Origin of the sequence: uncultured Shimia sp., from assembly GCF_913054185.1 — a bacterium.
Classification (GTDB): Bacteria; Pseudomonadota; Alphaproteobacteria; order Rhodobacterales; family Rhodobacteraceae; genus Shimia.
Genome location: NZ_CAJXIV010000098.1, coordinates 1 through 14,970 on the forward strand (window position 1 = coordinate 1; position 14,970 = coordinate 14,970).

At 58.0% G+C, this 14,970-nt stretch carries 14 protein-coding genes and 1 tRNA gene; 13 read left to right on the forward strand and 2 right to left on the reverse strand.

All coding sequences use genetic code 11. The annotated features are described in order from the left end of the window. Together QZ517_RS16735 and QZ517_RS16740 are read left to right on the forward strand one after the other, a co-directional pair. The coding region (locus QZ517_RS16735) for a metallophosphoesterase (protein WP_294228963.1) at positions 1-612 on the forward strand (612 nt) is incomplete at its 5' end. Positions 613-699: 87 nt separating this feature from the next. Beyond that, positions 700-775, forward strand: a tRNA-Thr gene (locus QZ517_RS16740). A 14-nt stretch (positions 776-789) separates the two neighbouring features. On the opposite strand, the gene QZ517_RS16745 is transcribed toward QZ517_RS16740, so the two are convergent. Both QZ517_RS16745 and QZ517_RS16750 read right to left on the reverse strand, forming a co-directional pair. Further along, positions 790-2,571, reverse strand: a complete 1,782-nt coding sequence (locus QZ517_RS16745; protein ID WP_294228966.1) for a family 20 glycosylhydrolase — start codon at positions 2,569-2,571, stop codon at positions 790-792. A 1-nt stretch (position 2,572) separates the two neighbouring features. Beyond that, positions 2,573-3,328 carry a GntR family transcriptional regulator gene (locus tag QZ517_RS16750; protein ID WP_294228971.1) on the reverse strand — a complete coding sequence of 252 codons (756 nt, stop codon included), beginning with the start codon at positions 3,326-3,328 and terminating at the stop codon, positions 2,573-2,575. Between the two features lie 217 nt (positions 3,329-3,545). Here QZ517_RS16750 and QZ517_RS16755 point away from each other — a divergent pair, with 217 nt between their 5' ends. From QZ517_RS16755 to QZ517_RS16805, 11 genes are all read left to right on the forward strand, one after another. Beyond that, complete coding sequence (locus QZ517_RS16755) at positions 3,546-4,478, forward strand: sugar ABC transporter permease (RefSeq protein ID WP_294228973.1); 933 nt, start codon at positions 3,546-3,548, stop codon at positions 4,476-4,478. Position 4,479: 1 nt separating this feature from the next. Then, entirely contained in the window at positions 4,480-5,322 is an 843-nt protein-coding gene (locus tag QZ517_RS16760; protein ID WP_164643604.1) for a carbohydrate ABC transporter permease, read from the forward strand. Positions 5,323-5,345: 23 nt separating this feature from the next. Next, on the forward strand, positions 5,346-6,551 hold the full coding sequence (locus QZ517_RS16765; protein ID WP_294228982.1) for a sugar ABC transporter substrate-binding protein: 1,206 nt from the start codon (positions 5,346-5,348) through the stop codon (positions 6,549-6,551). 89 nt (positions 6,552-6,640) lie between these two features. Then, positions 6,641-7,738, forward strand: coding sequence for a sn-glycerol-3-phosphate ABC transporter ATP-binding protein UgpC (gene ugpC / locus QZ517_RS16770; protein WP_294228985.1), 1,098 nt, complete (start codon positions 6,641-6,643; stop codon positions 7,736-7,738). Between the two features lie 9 nt (positions 7,739-7,747). Next, complete coding sequence (locus QZ517_RS16775) at positions 7,748-8,884, forward strand: Gfo/Idh/MocA family oxidoreductase (RefSeq protein WP_294228990.1); 1,137 nt, start codon at positions 7,748-7,750, stop codon at positions 8,882-8,884. Then, the gene (locus tag QZ517_RS16780) at positions 8,881-9,879 is read left to right on the forward strand and encodes an SIS domain-containing protein (RefSeq protein WP_294228996.1); all 999 of its coding nucleotides are present in this window, start codon (positions 8,881-8,883) and stop codon (positions 9,877-9,879) included. Before QZ517_RS16775 ends, QZ517_RS16780 begins: the two co-directional genes overlap by 4 nt. Further along, positions 9,876-10,922 (forward strand): SIS domain-containing protein, encoded by a 1,047-nt coding sequence (locus QZ517_RS16785; protein WP_294228999.1) that lies wholly within the window; start codon positions 9,876-9,878, stop codon positions 10,920-10,922. The genes QZ517_RS16780 and QZ517_RS16785 overlap by 4 nt, the downstream gene beginning before the upstream one ends. After that, positions 10,922-11,824 (forward strand): ROK family protein, encoded by a 903-nt coding sequence (locus QZ517_RS16790; RefSeq protein WP_294229001.1) that lies wholly within the window; start codon positions 10,922-10,924, stop codon positions 11,822-11,824. The genes QZ517_RS16785 and QZ517_RS16790 overlap by 1 nt, the downstream gene beginning before the upstream one ends. After that, positions 11,821-13,050, forward strand: a complete 1,230-nt coding sequence (locus tag QZ517_RS16795; RefSeq protein WP_294229005.1) for a class II D-tagatose-bisphosphate aldolase, non-catalytic subunit — start codon at positions 11,821-11,823, stop codon at positions 13,048-13,050. The genes QZ517_RS16790 and QZ517_RS16795 overlap by 4 nt, the downstream gene beginning before the upstream one ends. Beyond that, positions 13,047-14,186 (forward strand): N-acetylglucosamine-6-phosphate deacetylase, encoded by a 1,140-nt coding sequence (gene nagA / locus QZ517_RS16800; RefSeq protein WP_294229008.1) that lies wholly within the window; start codon positions 13,047-13,049, stop codon positions 14,184-14,186. Before QZ517_RS16795 ends, nagA begins: the two co-directional genes overlap by 4 nt. After that, complete coding sequence (locus QZ517_RS16805; protein WP_294229010.1) at positions 14,173-14,898, forward strand: copper homeostasis protein CutC; 726 nt, start codon at positions 14,173-14,175, stop codon at positions 14,896-14,898. The genes nagA and QZ517_RS16805 overlap by 14 nt, the downstream gene beginning before the upstream one ends. Positions 14,899-14,970 lie beyond the last annotated feature (72 nt).

The window sequence follows — 14,970 nt, forward strand, 5'->3', positions numbered from 1 at the left end:
GACCGAGGGCCAAACAGCAAAGGTGTCATAGACTTTGTACTGAATGGGCTGAAACAGGGTCGAAACTGGACGGTTTTGACCGGCAACCACGACCGTATGTTTCACTACTTTCTGGAACCCTCGCCGCGGTTCGACATGCGCCTGCGACCAGACCTCTATTGGCTGCACGCCCGGCTTGGCGGGCGCGAGACTCTGGCCTCCTACGGGCTACATTTTGAACAAGAAGCGCGCCTGTCAGAGATTCACGCTGCCGCGCGCGCTGCGGTTCCTGCAGAGCATGTGGAGTTTCTGACCAGCCTGCCCTACACCAAACAACACGAGGGCCTGTTGTTTGTGCACGCAGGCATCCACCCTGAAATAGCATTGGCAGATCAATCTGAGGACGACTTGTGCTGGATCAGGGACGATTTTTTGTCTTATTCGCGCCCACATCCCTGGTTGGTTGTGCACGGTCATACCCCGGTGGATCATCCCACACACTGCGGCAATCGCGTGAACCTCGACACGGGTGCAGGATACGGGCGGCCCGTTTCAGCCGCCTTTTTTGAGGACGGCAGAGTGTGGTCATTGATGCCCGAAGGTCGCCAAGAGCTTTTGCCAAACCCAAAGTAGCCAAAGAAGAGGAAAAAAGCGCACCGAAGTACGCGCTTTGAAATGGTCTTGCTTTGGCTCCGGCTCACTTTTATACACCGCCTCGGCGCCGCTGTAGCTCAGCTGGTAGAGCACGTCATTCGTAATGATGGGGTCGTAGGTTCGAGTCCTATCAGCGGCACCAGTTTCCCCATTATGTCATCCGGTCCAAACCTCTGCACCCGGCAGATCGTTGTAAACACGCGCCAAACGGATCAAGTCATCCGCGTCCACACACTCCGTCTGCCACGCTTTTGAGCTGACCCCCAACATGCGCGGCATTAACATCGGCCAGAGCTGATCATCCTGCGTGGTGAACTCCGACCAGAAGGTGCCCTGCACACCAATGATACGCTCTGCGAGGTCTGCTTCCGGCACCGGATCCCAATTGATCGTGTCCGTTAGCGAGACAAACGCAGCCCAATTTGCCCCCCAGTCGTCTTTGTCGCTGGTATGCGCCATGTCGAGATAGACGTGCTGGGCTGGGCTCATAACCACATCATAGCCGTTGCGCGCCGCCTCTAACCCTGGCCCCTGGCCGGTCCAGCTGAACAAGATCGCGCCGTTGGCAATGCCACTGTTCGAGCCTTTTGCAGCCTCTTCCCACGCACATGGGCGCTGGCCGTTGTCAACCGTCTTGGCCCCCAATTTCTGCATCATCCAGCCTTGCAGATCGTCGGTGGTTTCCAGCCCCTCACGTTTCATCAGGTCACGTGCCAGCGGGCTGCCCATCCAGGTGCCTTCCGGCAGCTCATCACAGCCCAGATGCAAGTGCTGGAACGGAAACAACGCGCCAACCTCAGCCATGATCGCCTCCAGCACATCCCAGGTGCGTGCAATCGCCGGGTTCACGGCATTGCCCTTGTAGCCTTGCACGCTGACTTCGGCGCCATTGTCACTTAGATCGCGCAGCTCGGGGAACACATGAGTCAAAGCAATCGCATGTGCGGGCACTTCGATCTCTGGCATCACCTCGATGTTGAGCGCCTTGGCGTGGGCGATGATCTTGCGCGCCGTGTCTTTGGAATAACTGCCACCGGCCTCCACGGCGCCAGAGAACAACGCTGGCAAAAGATGTCCCTCGCCACACAACGCTGTTTTCTGCCACAGCTCCGGGAAGCACTCGATTTCCAAACGGAACGCCTCATCATCGGCAAAATGCCAGTGGAACCGGTTGAATTTCAAAAGCGCCATCAGGTCGAGCAGGTCCAAGATGGTCTGCGGCTCATAATAATGGCGGGCGGTGTCCAAATGCTGTCCCCGCCAGGCAAACCGCGGCGCATCTTTGATCACGCCACAAGGCAGCGGCCCATGTTGCAGCAAGGTCAGCAAGGTGATGGCACCGTAAAACTCACCGCCAAATCCGCCAGCACGCAGTGTCACGCCGTCGGTGGACACTTCCAACTCATAAGCATCTTCCGGCAAATCGGTGTGTTCAATTGTGACCTCTGTATCGCCAACAAAGGACCAACCGCGTCGTGTCGCCAACGCCGCCACATTTTCAAATGCAGGGCTGTCACAGACAAATCCAGAGGTTTCAAAATCACCTTCAGCAGCGGCCCAGATCTGCGGCTGCGGCACCAGTGGCAGACCTTCTAACGCCCCAAGATCGGCCAGCACCTGTGGACGGCATCCGGAGTCTGGATTTGGCAAATCAAGGATCTCTTTGCCATGGCGCAGATAAGGCCCCAATGGCAACCATGCCCGGTTGGCCGGCTTAAAGCCCCCTCCGTATTGAATCACCAGCTCATAGGCCTCACCTGCCTTCAGATTTGGCAGGGCAATCTCAGTGTAACTCCCGAGAGTTTTCATCACTGTTCCACCTGAAACGGCCTCAAATGGTCCCATGCCGGAGAAACAAAAAACCGGGGCGGTCAAGGCACGCTCCGGTGTGAATACACATGTAATGGTGTCGCCCGTGATGCGGCTGGTGTAGTGCATGTCAGTCCAATCTGAGTTCGGAAACAAAGTCGTAAATGTCGGAGCGATAGAGCCCACGTGTAAGTTCAATTGGGCGACCAGAGCGGAGGTAACCGGTTCGCACAATCTGCAGAACCGCACTGCCTTCTGGCAACTTCATCAGGTCCGCATCTGTCGGAGACAGGTTGAGCGCAGTGACCCGCTGGATCGCCCGCCTTGGGGCACTGTTGTCTCTGCGCAAAACCTCATAAAGCGAGGTCTCGATCAGCTCCGGATCACGCAGGATATCGCGTGGCAAAGATGAATACTCGAGCGCAATGGGAACACCACCGGCACTGCGCAAACGGTTGATCCGGGCAACCTTCTCATGCGCGGCCAACCCAAGCGTGACCATTTCGTCCGGATTTGGCGAAAACAGACCGCGGGACAGCACTTCTGAGGTGGCGGTCATGCCGCGTGCCTGCATGGTTTCGGTAAAGGACACCAGAGAGGACAGCGACTGCTCCAATCGCGGCGCAGCTTCGGCCACAAAGGAGCCCGCCCCGCGTCGCTGCTCGATCAAACCTTCTTCGACAAGCTGCGCCACTGCTTTGCGAACGGTCACCCGTGAAATATCTGCTTTGTCTGCCAAATCCCGTTCCGGCGGTAACTGATCACCTGGCTGCAGACGGCCGGTGCGTATCTCGGTGGCGATGTGCCGGGACAGTTGCTGATACCGCGGTCCGCGACCAGCGCGATACCAGGTCTCCGGATTAAAGATCGTGTCTGCAATGGTCATTTGGTTTCCTGACATGGTCTAAAAAACAGTACCAATCTACCAAAGTTACGCAAGTGCCCTTTGGAAACTATCTGATATTATCTTGTAATAGTTGGATAATTTTCTCAACATCCATTTTGGTATTATATTGGTAGCATTTTGGCCTTTTTGGGGTACCATATTTGCAACGCGGTGATTCGCTCACTGATTCGCCGCACGAAACCAAGGGGGGAAATTGATGGCCGAACTATCCGCACAGGCATCACAACCAGCCGCCAACACCCGCAAACGCGCCATGTCCGAAAATCTTTTCGGTTGGCTGCTGGTGGCTCCGGCGATGTTCTTTATTGCTGTGATTGTTGCCTGGCCATTGGCCGAAACAATCCGCTTGTCCTTTATGGATGCTGGTTTGGGTGGCGAAGAATTTATCGGACTGGAAAACTATCAAGATCTGGCTGACAGCCGTAAGTTCCACCAAACCGTCATTCGCACTTTCTATTGGATGTTCCTCTCTGTGGGCATCAAACTGATCATGGGTTTGATTGGTGCGACCCTGCTGAATGCCGCCATCCCAGGCCGCGCCTTGTTCCGTGTTTTGGTCATGCCGCCTTGGGTAATCCCTGTGGCGATCGGCTGTATCGGCTGGTTGTGGCTCTACAACGGCTACTTTGGCGTCCTGTCCGGCGTGATGATGAAACTGGGCATCACCGATGGTCCGTTTGAATTCCTCGCCTACAAATCGTCCGCTTTCTACTCCGCGGTTGTGACCGACGTCTGGGTTGGCACACCCATGGTGACGCTGTTCTTTTTGGCCGCCATGCAGGGTGTTTCCCGGGATCTATATGAGGCCGCTTGGGTCGATGGCGCAGGCCGCTGGTACCGCTTCCGCCGCATCACCATCCCACAGATCATGCCGGTGATTGTCTCTATGGCGTTGCTGTCCGCGATCTTCACCTTCAACAGCTTCGAAATCATCTGGATTTTGACCGAAGGTGGCCCACGCAGCGCAACCACCACCCTGATCATCGACACCTACAAGGTTGCAATTGGGAACTACAAATTTGGCGAAGGCGCCGCACGGGCCGTGGTTATCGTTGTCCTGCTGGCCGTGTTCTCGCTCATCTACCTGTTCTTCCTGAACAAAATCAACAAACGCTACGGGGCGAAATGATATGATGGATCGCTACACAAAACTGCAGCTGGTTGGCATCTACGCGGCTCTCGCTGTATTCCTGACCTTCATCCTGCTGCCCTTCTTTGAGATGTTCATGGCGTCCCTGCGCCCTCTGGAGCACCTGTTCCGCAGCCCGTATCAGTTCTGGTCGGATGACTTCAGCCTGCAGGCCTATAAAGACATGTGGGTGACCGTGCCGCTTCTGGGGCGTTACATCTTCAACTCGATCTTCATCGCAACCTCGGTGACCGTCATCACAATGGTTTTTGTGGTACCTGCCGCATACGCCTATGCCCGCCTAGAGTTCCCGTTCAAAAACATCAGCCTCGGCATCTTTCTCGGTGTGAACATGTTCACCGGCGCCGTCCTGCTGATCCCACTCTACCGCGTGCTGCGCACCATGGGCCTTTTGAACACCTACTGGGCGATGATTGTCCCAGGTGTGGCCTTCCTGATCCCCACCGGTATCTGGCTGCTGCGCTCTTATCTGGAGAAAATCCCACGCGAGCTGGAAGAAGCGGCTTTTGTGGATGGTGCATCTCGCATGTACACCCTGCGCCGCGTAGTTCTGCCACTGGCCGTACCCGGCCTGATCGTGGTCAGCGTCGCCGTGTTTATCGGCGCCTACGCTCAGCAATTCCTGTTTGCAATTACCTTTAACCAGACCCGCGAGCTGCAGCCGCTGCCTGCTGGTCTCTTTGAATTCATCGGCTACCAGTCGGTGACTTGGAACGAAATGATGGCCGCGGCCTTGGTAGGTGTTCTACCGGTCATGCTCATCTTCCTGTTCCTACAAAAATACCTCGTCGCCGGTCTAACGGCAGGCGCGGTGAAAGAATGAGTTCAACCAAGGGAGAGAAGACTATGAAACTCGTGAAACTCACATTGGGCGCAGCCCTTCTGTCTGGAGCCGCTAGCGGCGCACTGGCAGCAGACACGGAGCTGCACTTCATCATGTGTGGCGGCGAAGTCCGCGAAGCTGATCAGGCTGTTGTTGATCAGTTCGAGAAAGACCACGAAGGTGTGTCCGTGAACCTCGAAGCTGTGCCATGGGGCACATGCCAGGACAAATCGCTGACACTGGCCGCTGCTGGTGACCCACCCTCCATCGCTTACATGGGCTCGCGCACTTTGCGTCAGCTGGCCAACAACGACCTGATCGTTGCAGCAAACATCGACGCAGACGCGCCATACCAGCCAGGTGTTCTGAACACCGTGACCATCGAGGGCACGCAGTGGGGCTACCCACACGCGTTCTCCACCAAAGCGCTCTATATCAACTGTGGTATCGTTGAAGAATCCGGTCAGGAATGTGCCGCTCCAGCAACTTGGGACGACATGTACGCAATGGCCAAAGGCGTTGTGGACAACACCGAAGTGGCTGGCGTTGGCCTGTCGGGTAAAGACTTCGACAACACCATGCACCAGTTCCTGAACTACCTGTATTCCAACGGTGGTTCCGTGATCGACGGCGCAACTGGCAAAAACATGCTGGACAGCAAAGAGACCCGCGAAACTCTGGAATTCTACGGCAAGCTCGTAGACGTTGCACAAGACGGTCCAACCGCATGGGAACGCAGCCAGCTGCGTGATCTGTTCAACGACGGCAAGATCGCAATGTATGTCACTGGTCCTTGGGGTCACGGTCAGCACAACGAAGACATCAACCAGATCGTTGCGCCTATCCCTGCTGGTCCTTCCGGTGAAAGCGGTTCCATCCTGATCACCGACTCCATCGTGGTGTTCAAAGGTTCCGGTCACGAAGATCTGGCCCATGACCTGGCACAGCGCATCACTTCCGGTGACAGCCAGTACGACCTGGACAGCAGCTGGGGTCTGACACCAATCCTGGATTACTCCAAGCTTGGCAAAGACGATCTGTACTACAACGACGGCATCTGGCCGACCTTCACTGCGTCGATCGCTACAGGTGGCCCAGAGCCACTCGTGGAAGACTTCAAATCGTTGCAGTCTGTGTTCACCAACATGGTTCAAGGCATCATCCTGCAGGATGACACTGTCGACAACCTGGTGACCATCGCATCTGAAGAACTCGACGACGCCCTCTAAGGGTTCCTCCCTGCTTCGGGCGCGCCAACCTACGCGGCGTGCCCGGAGTGCCTCCACTCACGAAACCTCTCAGACAAACGGACAGACCCATGGCGACGCTCAACCTGAATGCTATCAACAAGTCCTTCGGTTCGGCCAAGGTGTTGCACGACATCAGCCTGGCAATCGAGGACAAAGAATTTGTGGTTTTCGTAGGCCCCTCCGGCTGCGGTAAATCCACTCTGCTGCGCATCATTGCCGGCCTCGAAGAATCCACCTCCGGCTCAATTCACATTGGCGATGAAGACGTCAGCGACGCAGCCCCTGTGGACCGCGGCATCTCAATGGTGTTCCAGTCTTACGCGCTCTACCCGCACCTGAGTGTTTATGAAAACATCGCTTTCCCACTGCGCGTGCAGAAGATGCCAAAAGACGAACTCGAAGAACGCGTTCAACGGGCGGCCGGCATCCTGCAACTCACAGAAAAACTCGACCTCAAACCCGGCCAGTTGTCCGGCGGTCAGCGTCAGCGTGTAGCCATTGGCCGCTCGATTGTGCGCAACCCAAAGGTCTTCCTGTTTGACGAACCGCTCTCCAACCTGGATGCCGCTCTGCGTGGCGACATGCGTGTGGAATTGAGCCAACTGCACAGACAACTCGACGCCACCATGGTGTACGTGACCCACGACCAAGTCGAAGCCATGACCATGGCAGATCGCATTGTGGTTCTGAACGGCGGCAAAGTGGAACAGTTCGGCACCCCAATGGAGCTGTACCACCACCCGGCCACCAAATTTGTCGCTGGCTTCATTGGTCAACCCAACATGAACTTTGTACCGGCCACCGTGCTGGAAACCACTGGCGCGCTGACTGTGGAACTCGACGGTGGGCACAAGATGTCCCTGCCGGTTGATACCTCAGGCGTGCGTAAAGGCGACACCGTCGAAGTGGGCATCCGCCCCGAGCACGTCACGCTAGGCGACGACGGTCTGGACGTCACCGTCAATGTGCTGGAACGTCTTGGCGGCATTTCCATCACCTACGGCACAATTGGCAACGGCACACGTTTCTGCGCGTCCCTGTCCGGTGATGCACCTATTCATCAGGGCAAAAATATGCGCCTCACCGTGGCGCCTGAAGATTGCCACGTCTTCCAATCCAACGGCAACGTTTTGCGCCGTAAATCTGCCCCAGCATTGGTGGCATAAGGATCTCTCATGCGCGTTGTCACAGCAGGCATAGGCCTTCGGGCCGGGCATGTGCTCTCCATCTTGAAGGAGGCCATGCCAGAGGTGGAGTTTGTCGGGTTCTATGATCCACAGCCCACCCACTTGGAGATGATTGGCACGGATGTGCCGCAATACGACACAGTCGAGACTATGCTGGCTGAAACAGCGCCAGATCTCTTCTTTGTTGGCTCCCCCAACAGTTTCCACCTTGAACATATCAAAGTGGGCCTGGCTGCCGGTGTGCGCATCTTTACGGAAAAACCCGTGGTCACCACCAAAGAGGAGACCATGGAACTGGCTGCACTGTTGGCCGAACACGGCACCAACAGCGTCATGGTCGGCTTGGTGTTGCGGTACTCCCAGCATATGGTCGACTTGCGCCACGTGTTGGATCAACTGGGGCCCATCACCTCGATGGAGGCCAGCGAGCATATCGCGCCTTATCATGGCGCGTTCTTTATGCGCGATTGGCGCCGCATGGTGCACTGGTCCGGTGGCTTCATGCTCGAAAAATGTTGCCACGACATCGACATCTACAACATGGTGACAGGCTCGCGGCCCTCCCAGGTCGCAAGCTTTGGCGGGCGCAAATCATTTGTTCCGGCATTTGCGCCCGCTTCAAACACCGAAAACGAAATCATGCACCGCAAGAAAAGCGTGTGGCAAAGCATTGATGACCCGTTCCATTCGGACGGCGACATCATCGACTATCAGACCGCCATTTTGCAGTACGAGAGCGGCGCCTCCCTGTCCTTCCACACCAACCTCAACGTGCCAGATGAGCACCGCCGGTTTTGTGTGATGGGCGCAATGGGCATGGCCGAAGGTGATTTTGTACGGGGGTATCTGAAGGCCACCGCACGGGATGGCTCCGTGATTGCCGATCACGATTACACCCAAATGGACGATGCTCGGGCCTCCGCCCACTACGGCGCGGACCACATGATGGTGGATGACATCGTGGCTTTCCTGAAAGGCGAAACCGACAGCCTGCCGGTTGGGGTGGTTGACGCATTGGAAGCCGGTCTTGTGGCGATGGCGTTGGATGAAGCGCGCATCGACGGAAAAATGATCAACATGGCCCCGATCTGGGCCGAATTCGACAAGTTTGGACTGCGAGAATGACAATGAACAGCATCGTACCTGGCGCCATGATGGCCAAAGAGAGTGCAGAGGCCATTGACGTCTTTGCCAAAACCGCAACGCAAAAAGTCTCCCTGCCAAATCTGGACGCCGTGAACGCAATCTACACCATTGCGCGCGGCTCCTCCGACGCCGCCGCCAACATCCTGTCTTATGAGTTCATGCGTGAACTTGGAGTGCCCGTGACCTCCCTACCGCCGTCGATCTTCTCCATCGGCAAAGGTGTGTCCATGGACAACGCTGCTGCGCTGGTGGTGAGCCAGTCTGGCGCCTCTGAAGACCTCGTGCGCAGCGCCAAAGGCGCCGCTTCTCGCGGTGCCAAAGTGCTCGCGCTGACCAACATTCCAGACAGCCCGGTTGAGGCCGCGGCCGACGCAACAATTGCCATCGCTGCGGGTCCGGAAAATGCCGTTCCGGCCACCAAAACTGTGGTTGGCTCTGTCGCGGCAGGCATGGCTCTTTTGGCGGGAATAGACTCTAACTATGACGCCAAAACTTCCGCAGAAGCTCTGGCCGCAGCCCCTTCTGCCTTGCCAGATGCAGATGCGCTGCGCGCAGCCTTCCTGCGCGCCCGCCACTTCTTTGTGATCGGTCGCGACACCGGCTTTGGTGCGGCTCATGAGGTTGCTCTGAAGCTCAAAGAGTGCTGCGCCCTGCATGCCGAAGCTTATTCTGCGTCTGAAGTTCTGCACGGTCCGCTGCAACTGGCCACCAACCCGATGATGGTGCTGATTCTCGACACCGGCCAAGCCGACATTCAGGAAAGCCTCGATCAAGCTGAAGCGCGTTTCACCGATGTGGGCTGTGACGTGCATCGCATTCGAGTGACCGACCTGATCGACACCGAGATCAAGCCAGCCGCCGCAGCGGCTTACGTTCTTGCGCTGATCTACCCGGTCATCCTTGAAACCGCGCTCGCAATGGGCTTGAACCCGGACACTCCGGAAACACTGGCGAAAGTGACCCAAACCACATGAGCACGACCTTGGACACCTGGGCCACGTGGCGCGAAATTCACCAGCAGCCTGCCGTTTGGCGAGCCTGGGGCGAAGCGCTTGACGTAACTGGCTTGCGCAACTGGATTGATGATCAAAACGCAGACGAAGTTTGGTTCTGTGGCGCCGGTACCAGCGCCTATATCGGCGACATCCTTGCGGCTGCCGTGCCTGGCACCCGCTCTGTGCCGTCCACCGATCTGGTTGCCAATCCACGTGCTTTTCTGAACGGCAATCGCCCGTTGGTGGTCAGCTTTGGCCGCTCCGGCAACTCCACCGAAAGCCTCGGCACGCTGGACGCGCTGGACGCGCTGGCCCCGGATGCACCACGATTGCACATCACTTGCAACCCAGATGGCGCACTGGCCACCCGCACATCGCCAGGCCCGCTGAAGGTCATCAACCTGCCCGAAGTCACCCATGACGAAGGCTTTGCCATGACCAGCAGCTTCTCTACGATGCTTCTGACCGCCCTGGCCCTGTTTGATGCGCCATGTGACGTGCCCGCCCGCTTCAATGCGCTGGCAGATCAGCTTGAAGCCCTTCTGCCGAAATTTGGTTCACCACGCCCGGACCGCGCCGTGTATGTTGGCTCCGGCCCGCTGGCGTTTGCTGCCCGTGAAGCCGCACTTAAGGTTATGGAACTCACCGCAGGCCAAACACCGGCCCTTTGGGACAGCTCGCTTGGCTTCCGCCACGGCCCCAAATCCTTTGTACGTGATGTGACCTCGATCACCGTGTTCAGCAGCCCGCAAGCGCCCACCAACGCCTATGACACTGACTTGGTAGCTGAGTTGCGTGCACAGTTCCCGGACGCCCGTGTAACCAACATCGGCCCCGCAGGCGACATCGCCATCGATATGCCCTTTGGCACCGCATGGGCGGCACCGCTGTGCATCGCGTCCTCACAAATTGACGGCGTGAAATGGGCGGCGGATCTGGATCTGAACGTGGACAATCCTTTCACCGGTCAAGGCACGCTCTCACGCGTGGTCTCCGGCGTAAAACTGCACGGAGTGGGCTGATGACCGTTGCGGGGATCGATCTTGGCGGCACCAAATGTGAGGTCCGCCTGTTTGATGCAGAGTGGAACGAGGTGGCCCGCCACCGCGAACCCACGCCAAAATCATATGATGCTTTGGTGAAAACCGTGGCGGATCAGGTGGCTTGGGCCGAGGCTGAATCTGGTGAAAAGCTCCCGGTTGGCATTGGCGCAGCTGGTCTGATCAATCCCCAAACCGGCTTGGCGCTAACCGCCAATTTGCCTGCCACCGACAAGCCATTTCCGGCGGACATCAACGATGCCGTGGGCCGTCATATCACCTATGTGAATGACTGCCGCGCTCTGGCACTCTCTGAAGCGGTTTTTGGCGCTGGCAAAGGCCAGCACATCGTTATGTCGCTGATCCTCGGCACGGGTATTGGTGGCGGTATTGTGGTGGATCAGTCTCTGTTGCAAGGCCCAACGCTAACCGGCGGCGAGTTTGGCCACACCTCCGCGCCTGCCCATATTGTGTCCCGTCACAACCTGCCAATCCGGCGCTGCGGTTGTGGGCGTCTGGGCTGCATTGAAACCTATGTCGCAGGCCCCGGCCTGGTGGCTTTGGCCGAAACGCTGACGGGCCAAAAGGTCACGCCGCCAGAAATCGCGGCTCGGCGCCATGATGATATGGCCGAAGTCTGGGATGTGTGGTGTACCTTGGCCGCAGAGATGATCCACAGCCTGACACTTACCGCAGATCCCGATGTGATTGTGCTGGGTGGCGGTCTGAGTCAGATCGATGGCATGATCCAGGACCTCTCGGTTGCCGCACAAAAAGCCCAAATTGGGGATTTCTCCACCGCCCGCCTGACCTTGGCGCAGGGCGGTGACAGCAGCGGTGCCCGCGGTGCCGCCTATGCCGCTTGGCAGGAGACCAACACATGACACACGCCCTGCGTTCCATCATTCAACAAAACCGCTCCGGCACTCCCGTTGCGATCCCCTCTGTGTGCTCCGCCCATCCGGATGTCCTGCGCGCCTCTCTGGGGCTGGCGGAACGGCTGGATCGCCAGATAGTGGTCGAATCCACCTCCAATCAGGTCAATCAGGACGGCGGCTACACCGGCATCACACCAGAGGGTTTTATCCGCTTTGTCTATGACATCGCAGACCAAGCCAACGTCGCCCGCGAGCGTATCATTTTTGGTGGCGACCATCTTGGCCCGCAAGCGTGGCGGTCCATGCCGGCTGACGCCGCGATGGACAAAGCCCGTGTTCTGGTGCGCGACTACGTAAAAGCCGGTTTTGGCAAGATTCATCTCGATTGTTCCGAAGGCTGCGCTGGCGAGGCTGCGCAATTGAGCGACGATCAAACCGCCGAGCGCTCTGCCGACCTTGCCCGCGTCTGCGCCGAAGAAAGCGACGATCTGTTGTTTGTGGTTGGCACCGAAGTGCCGCCCCCCGGCGGTGCCCGCGCCGACGAAGATGGCGACATCCCGCCAACCAACGCCCAAGATGCCGCTGCCACGCTCAAGGCCCATATCGACACCTTTGGCGATCTTGCTTCGTCTATTGGCGGACTTGTGGTGCAGCCGGGTGTCGAATTTGGCCCCACCGACGTGCATCATCTGCCTTTCAACCGCGATCCCGGCTTCCTCGCCGCCATCGCAGATCACCCAACTGTATGCCTGGAAGCACACTCCACCGACTATCAGCGCCCCTACACCTTTGTGCGCCTTGCGGAACTTGGCTTTGCCTTTCAGAAGGTGGGCCCAGCGCTGACCTTCGCCTACCGGCAGGCCGTGTATGCGCTGGATGCGCTGCGCCAACCTTCAGGCGTGCTGCGCGCCACGATGGAAGAGTTGATGATGAGTGATCCAAAGTATTGGCAAGGGCACTACCACGGCGACACGGACAGCCTGCGTCGCCAACGCCACGACGGTCTTGCGGATCGCATCCGCTATTACTGGCCGCAACCCAAAGCCCAATCCGCTGTGCAACAACTCCTGTCAGACACGCCAGATACCCTATCTGAGGCCGCAGTGCGCGCCGCCTTTGGCACCACCACTCTGGAACGCGCGGAACAGCTCTCCGGTTCCCACGCGCAGCGTTTGATTGATGCACAAATCGAACTGGCGCTGGACCCCTATTTTCTTGAGGTATCGTCATGACCGATCGTTGGATCGCCCCGGACCGTCTGTTTGACGGTCACAGCATTCAATCCGGTGTCGCAGTACGTGTGCAGGGCGGCCAAGTGGTCGAAACTGGACCGGCGCCATCTAACGCCACCAAAGTGTCTGGCCTCCTCACGCCTGGTTATGTGGACCTGCAGGTCAACGGCGGCGGCGGTGTGTTCCTGAACGAAACCCCGACCCGGGACGGCATTGCCACCATCGCCGAAGCACACCGCAGGTTTGGCACCGTCGCATTGCTGCCCACCGTGATCACCGACAACGCCGATGTGTTGGACAACGTCGCCAATGCGGCTATTGCGGCACAAGGCCTGCCCGGTGTGATGGGTTTGCACATCGAAGGCCCGCATATCTCCAAAGAGCGCCGCGGCACCCATGACGCTGGCTTTGTGCGCCCATTTGATGATCGCACCATGGCGGTGGTGACTCACCTGCGCGACATCAATATTCCGGTGTTGATCACACTCGCGCCCGAAGTCACGCCGCTTGAAACCGTCTCTAAACTGGCCGAAACCGGGGCCGTGGTCTCGATTGGCCACACCAATGCCACCGCGGCGCAAATTGATGAGGCCATTGAAGCCGGTGCCACCTGCGCCACCCACTTGTTCAACGCCATGTCTCCAATGACCAGCCGCGAGCCAGGTACCGTAGGTGCAGTGATCAACTCCAATGTCTATTCCGGTATCATCTGCGACGGCCACCACGTGGCTGACAGCATGGTCGGCCTGGCGGTGCGCGCGCGCCCACAGCCTGATCGCATGATCCTTGTTTCAGATTCCATGGCCACCGTGGGCGGACCGGATCACTTTGACCTCTATGGCCACCGCGTGATGCTGAAGAACGGCCGTCTGATCAACAAAGAAGGCAGCCTTGCCGGCGCCCACGTCACTCAGGCCGAAGGTGTGCAGCGCCTGATCCACAAAGTTGGTCTCTCCGAAGAAACCGCGCTGCGCATGGCCATCTCCACCCCTGCCGCCTGCATGGGTTTGCCGGAAGTTGGACAGCTGGAAAATCGCCGGACAGACGATGTGCTTTTGCTGGGTGAAGATCATACAGTGACCGCCACTTTGACCGAAGCACTTGAGGCCCAAAAGACCGAAAATGCCACGCAATAGTCTCACTTTTGAGGTCTGCATCGACACCGCCGCCGGTTATGCCGCCTGCGACGGCGTGGTGGACCGCATTGAACTGTGCAGCGCTCTGGATGTGGGCGGGTTAACCCCTTGCCCCGGCCTGATTGCCGCCGCACAGGACAGCGCTATACCCTCACATGTCATGATCCGCCCGCGCGCGGGTGATTTTTGCTATAATACGACTGACCAGAAGGCCATGCGTGCCTCTATCGAGGCCGTGAAGCAGGCCGATTTGGCAGGTGTTGTGGTTGGTGCTTCAAAAGGCGATCAGCTTGACCTTGCCGCCCTGCGCGAGCTTGTTGACGCTGCCAAAGGTCTCGAGGTCACTTTGCACCGCGTGATTGACCTTGTTGCCGACCCTCTTGCGGCCATGGAACAGGCGATTGATCTTGGGATTCACCGCATTCTGACGTCCGGTGGCGCCCCCCGCGCCGTAGATGGTCAGGCCACTCTGAGCGCCATGCAAGCGGCCGCAAAAGGGCGGATCGAGATCATGGTGGGCAGCGGTGTATCAGCCTCTAACTTGGCAGAACTCGCGCAAAACACCGGTATCACATCGTTCCACGCCTCCTGCAGCGCTGCTGTTCCTGTGGCAGAGCATCTGCACCACTTTGGCTTTGCCAAAACGCAGAAGATCACCGACCGCGACACGGTTTTGAATTTCCGTGAAACCCTAGACGGCCTGACGGCCTGATCAGCCTCGCAACGCCTCGGCCAACGCGTGATAAGATTGCTTTGGTGTGCGCTCAAATGTGTCAAAATCCAC

Bases quoted from the DNA above. Each gene is read 5' to 3' on its own strand.
- QZ517_RS16745 (WP_294228966.1), bottom strand. From the start codon at position 2,571: ATGCACTACACCAGCCGCATCACGGGCGACACCATTACATGTGTATTC.
- QZ517_RS16750 (WP_294228971.1), bottom strand. From the start codon at position 3,328: ATGACCATTGCAGACACGATCTTTAATCCGGAGACCTGGTATCGCGCT.
- QZ517_RS16755 (WP_294228973.1), top strand. From the start codon at position 3,546: ATGGCCGAACTATCCGCACAGGCATCACAACCAGCCGCCAACACCCGC.
- QZ517_RS16760 (WP_164643604.1), top strand. From the start codon at position 4,480: ATGATGGATCGCTACACAAAACTGCAGCTGGTTGGCATCTACGCGGCT.
- QZ517_RS16765 (WP_294228982.1), top strand. From the start codon at position 5,346: ATGAAACTCGTGAAACTCACATTGGGCGCAGCCCTTCTGTCTGGAGCC.
- ugpC (WP_294228985.1), top strand. From the start codon at position 6,641: ATGGCGACGCTCAACCTGAATGCTATCAACAAGTCCTTCGGTTCGGCC.
- QZ517_RS16775 (WP_294228990.1), top strand. From the start codon at position 7,748: ATGCGCGTTGTCACAGCAGGCATAGGCCTTCGGGCCGGGCATGTGCTC.
- QZ517_RS16780 (WP_294228996.1), top strand. From the start codon at position 8,881: ATGACAATGAACAGCATCGTACCTGGCGCCATGATGGCCAAAGAGAGT.
- QZ517_RS16785 (WP_294228999.1), top strand. From the start codon at position 9,876: ATGAGCACGACCTTGGACACCTGGGCCACGTGGCGCGAAATTCACCAG.
- QZ517_RS16790 (WP_294229001.1), top strand. From the start codon at position 10,922: ATGACCGTTGCGGGGATCGATCTTGGCGGCACCAAATGTGAGGTCCGC.
- QZ517_RS16795 (WP_294229005.1), top strand. From the start codon at position 11,821: ATGACACACGCCCTGCGTTCCATCATTCAACAAAACCGCTCCGGCACT.
- nagA (WP_294229008.1), top strand. From the start codon at position 13,047: ATGACCGATCGTTGGATCGCCCCGGACCGTCTGTTTGACGGTCACAGC.
- QZ517_RS16805 (WP_294229010.1), top strand. From the start codon at position 14,173: ATGCCACGCAATAGTCTCACTTTTGAGGTCTGCATCGACACCGCCGCC.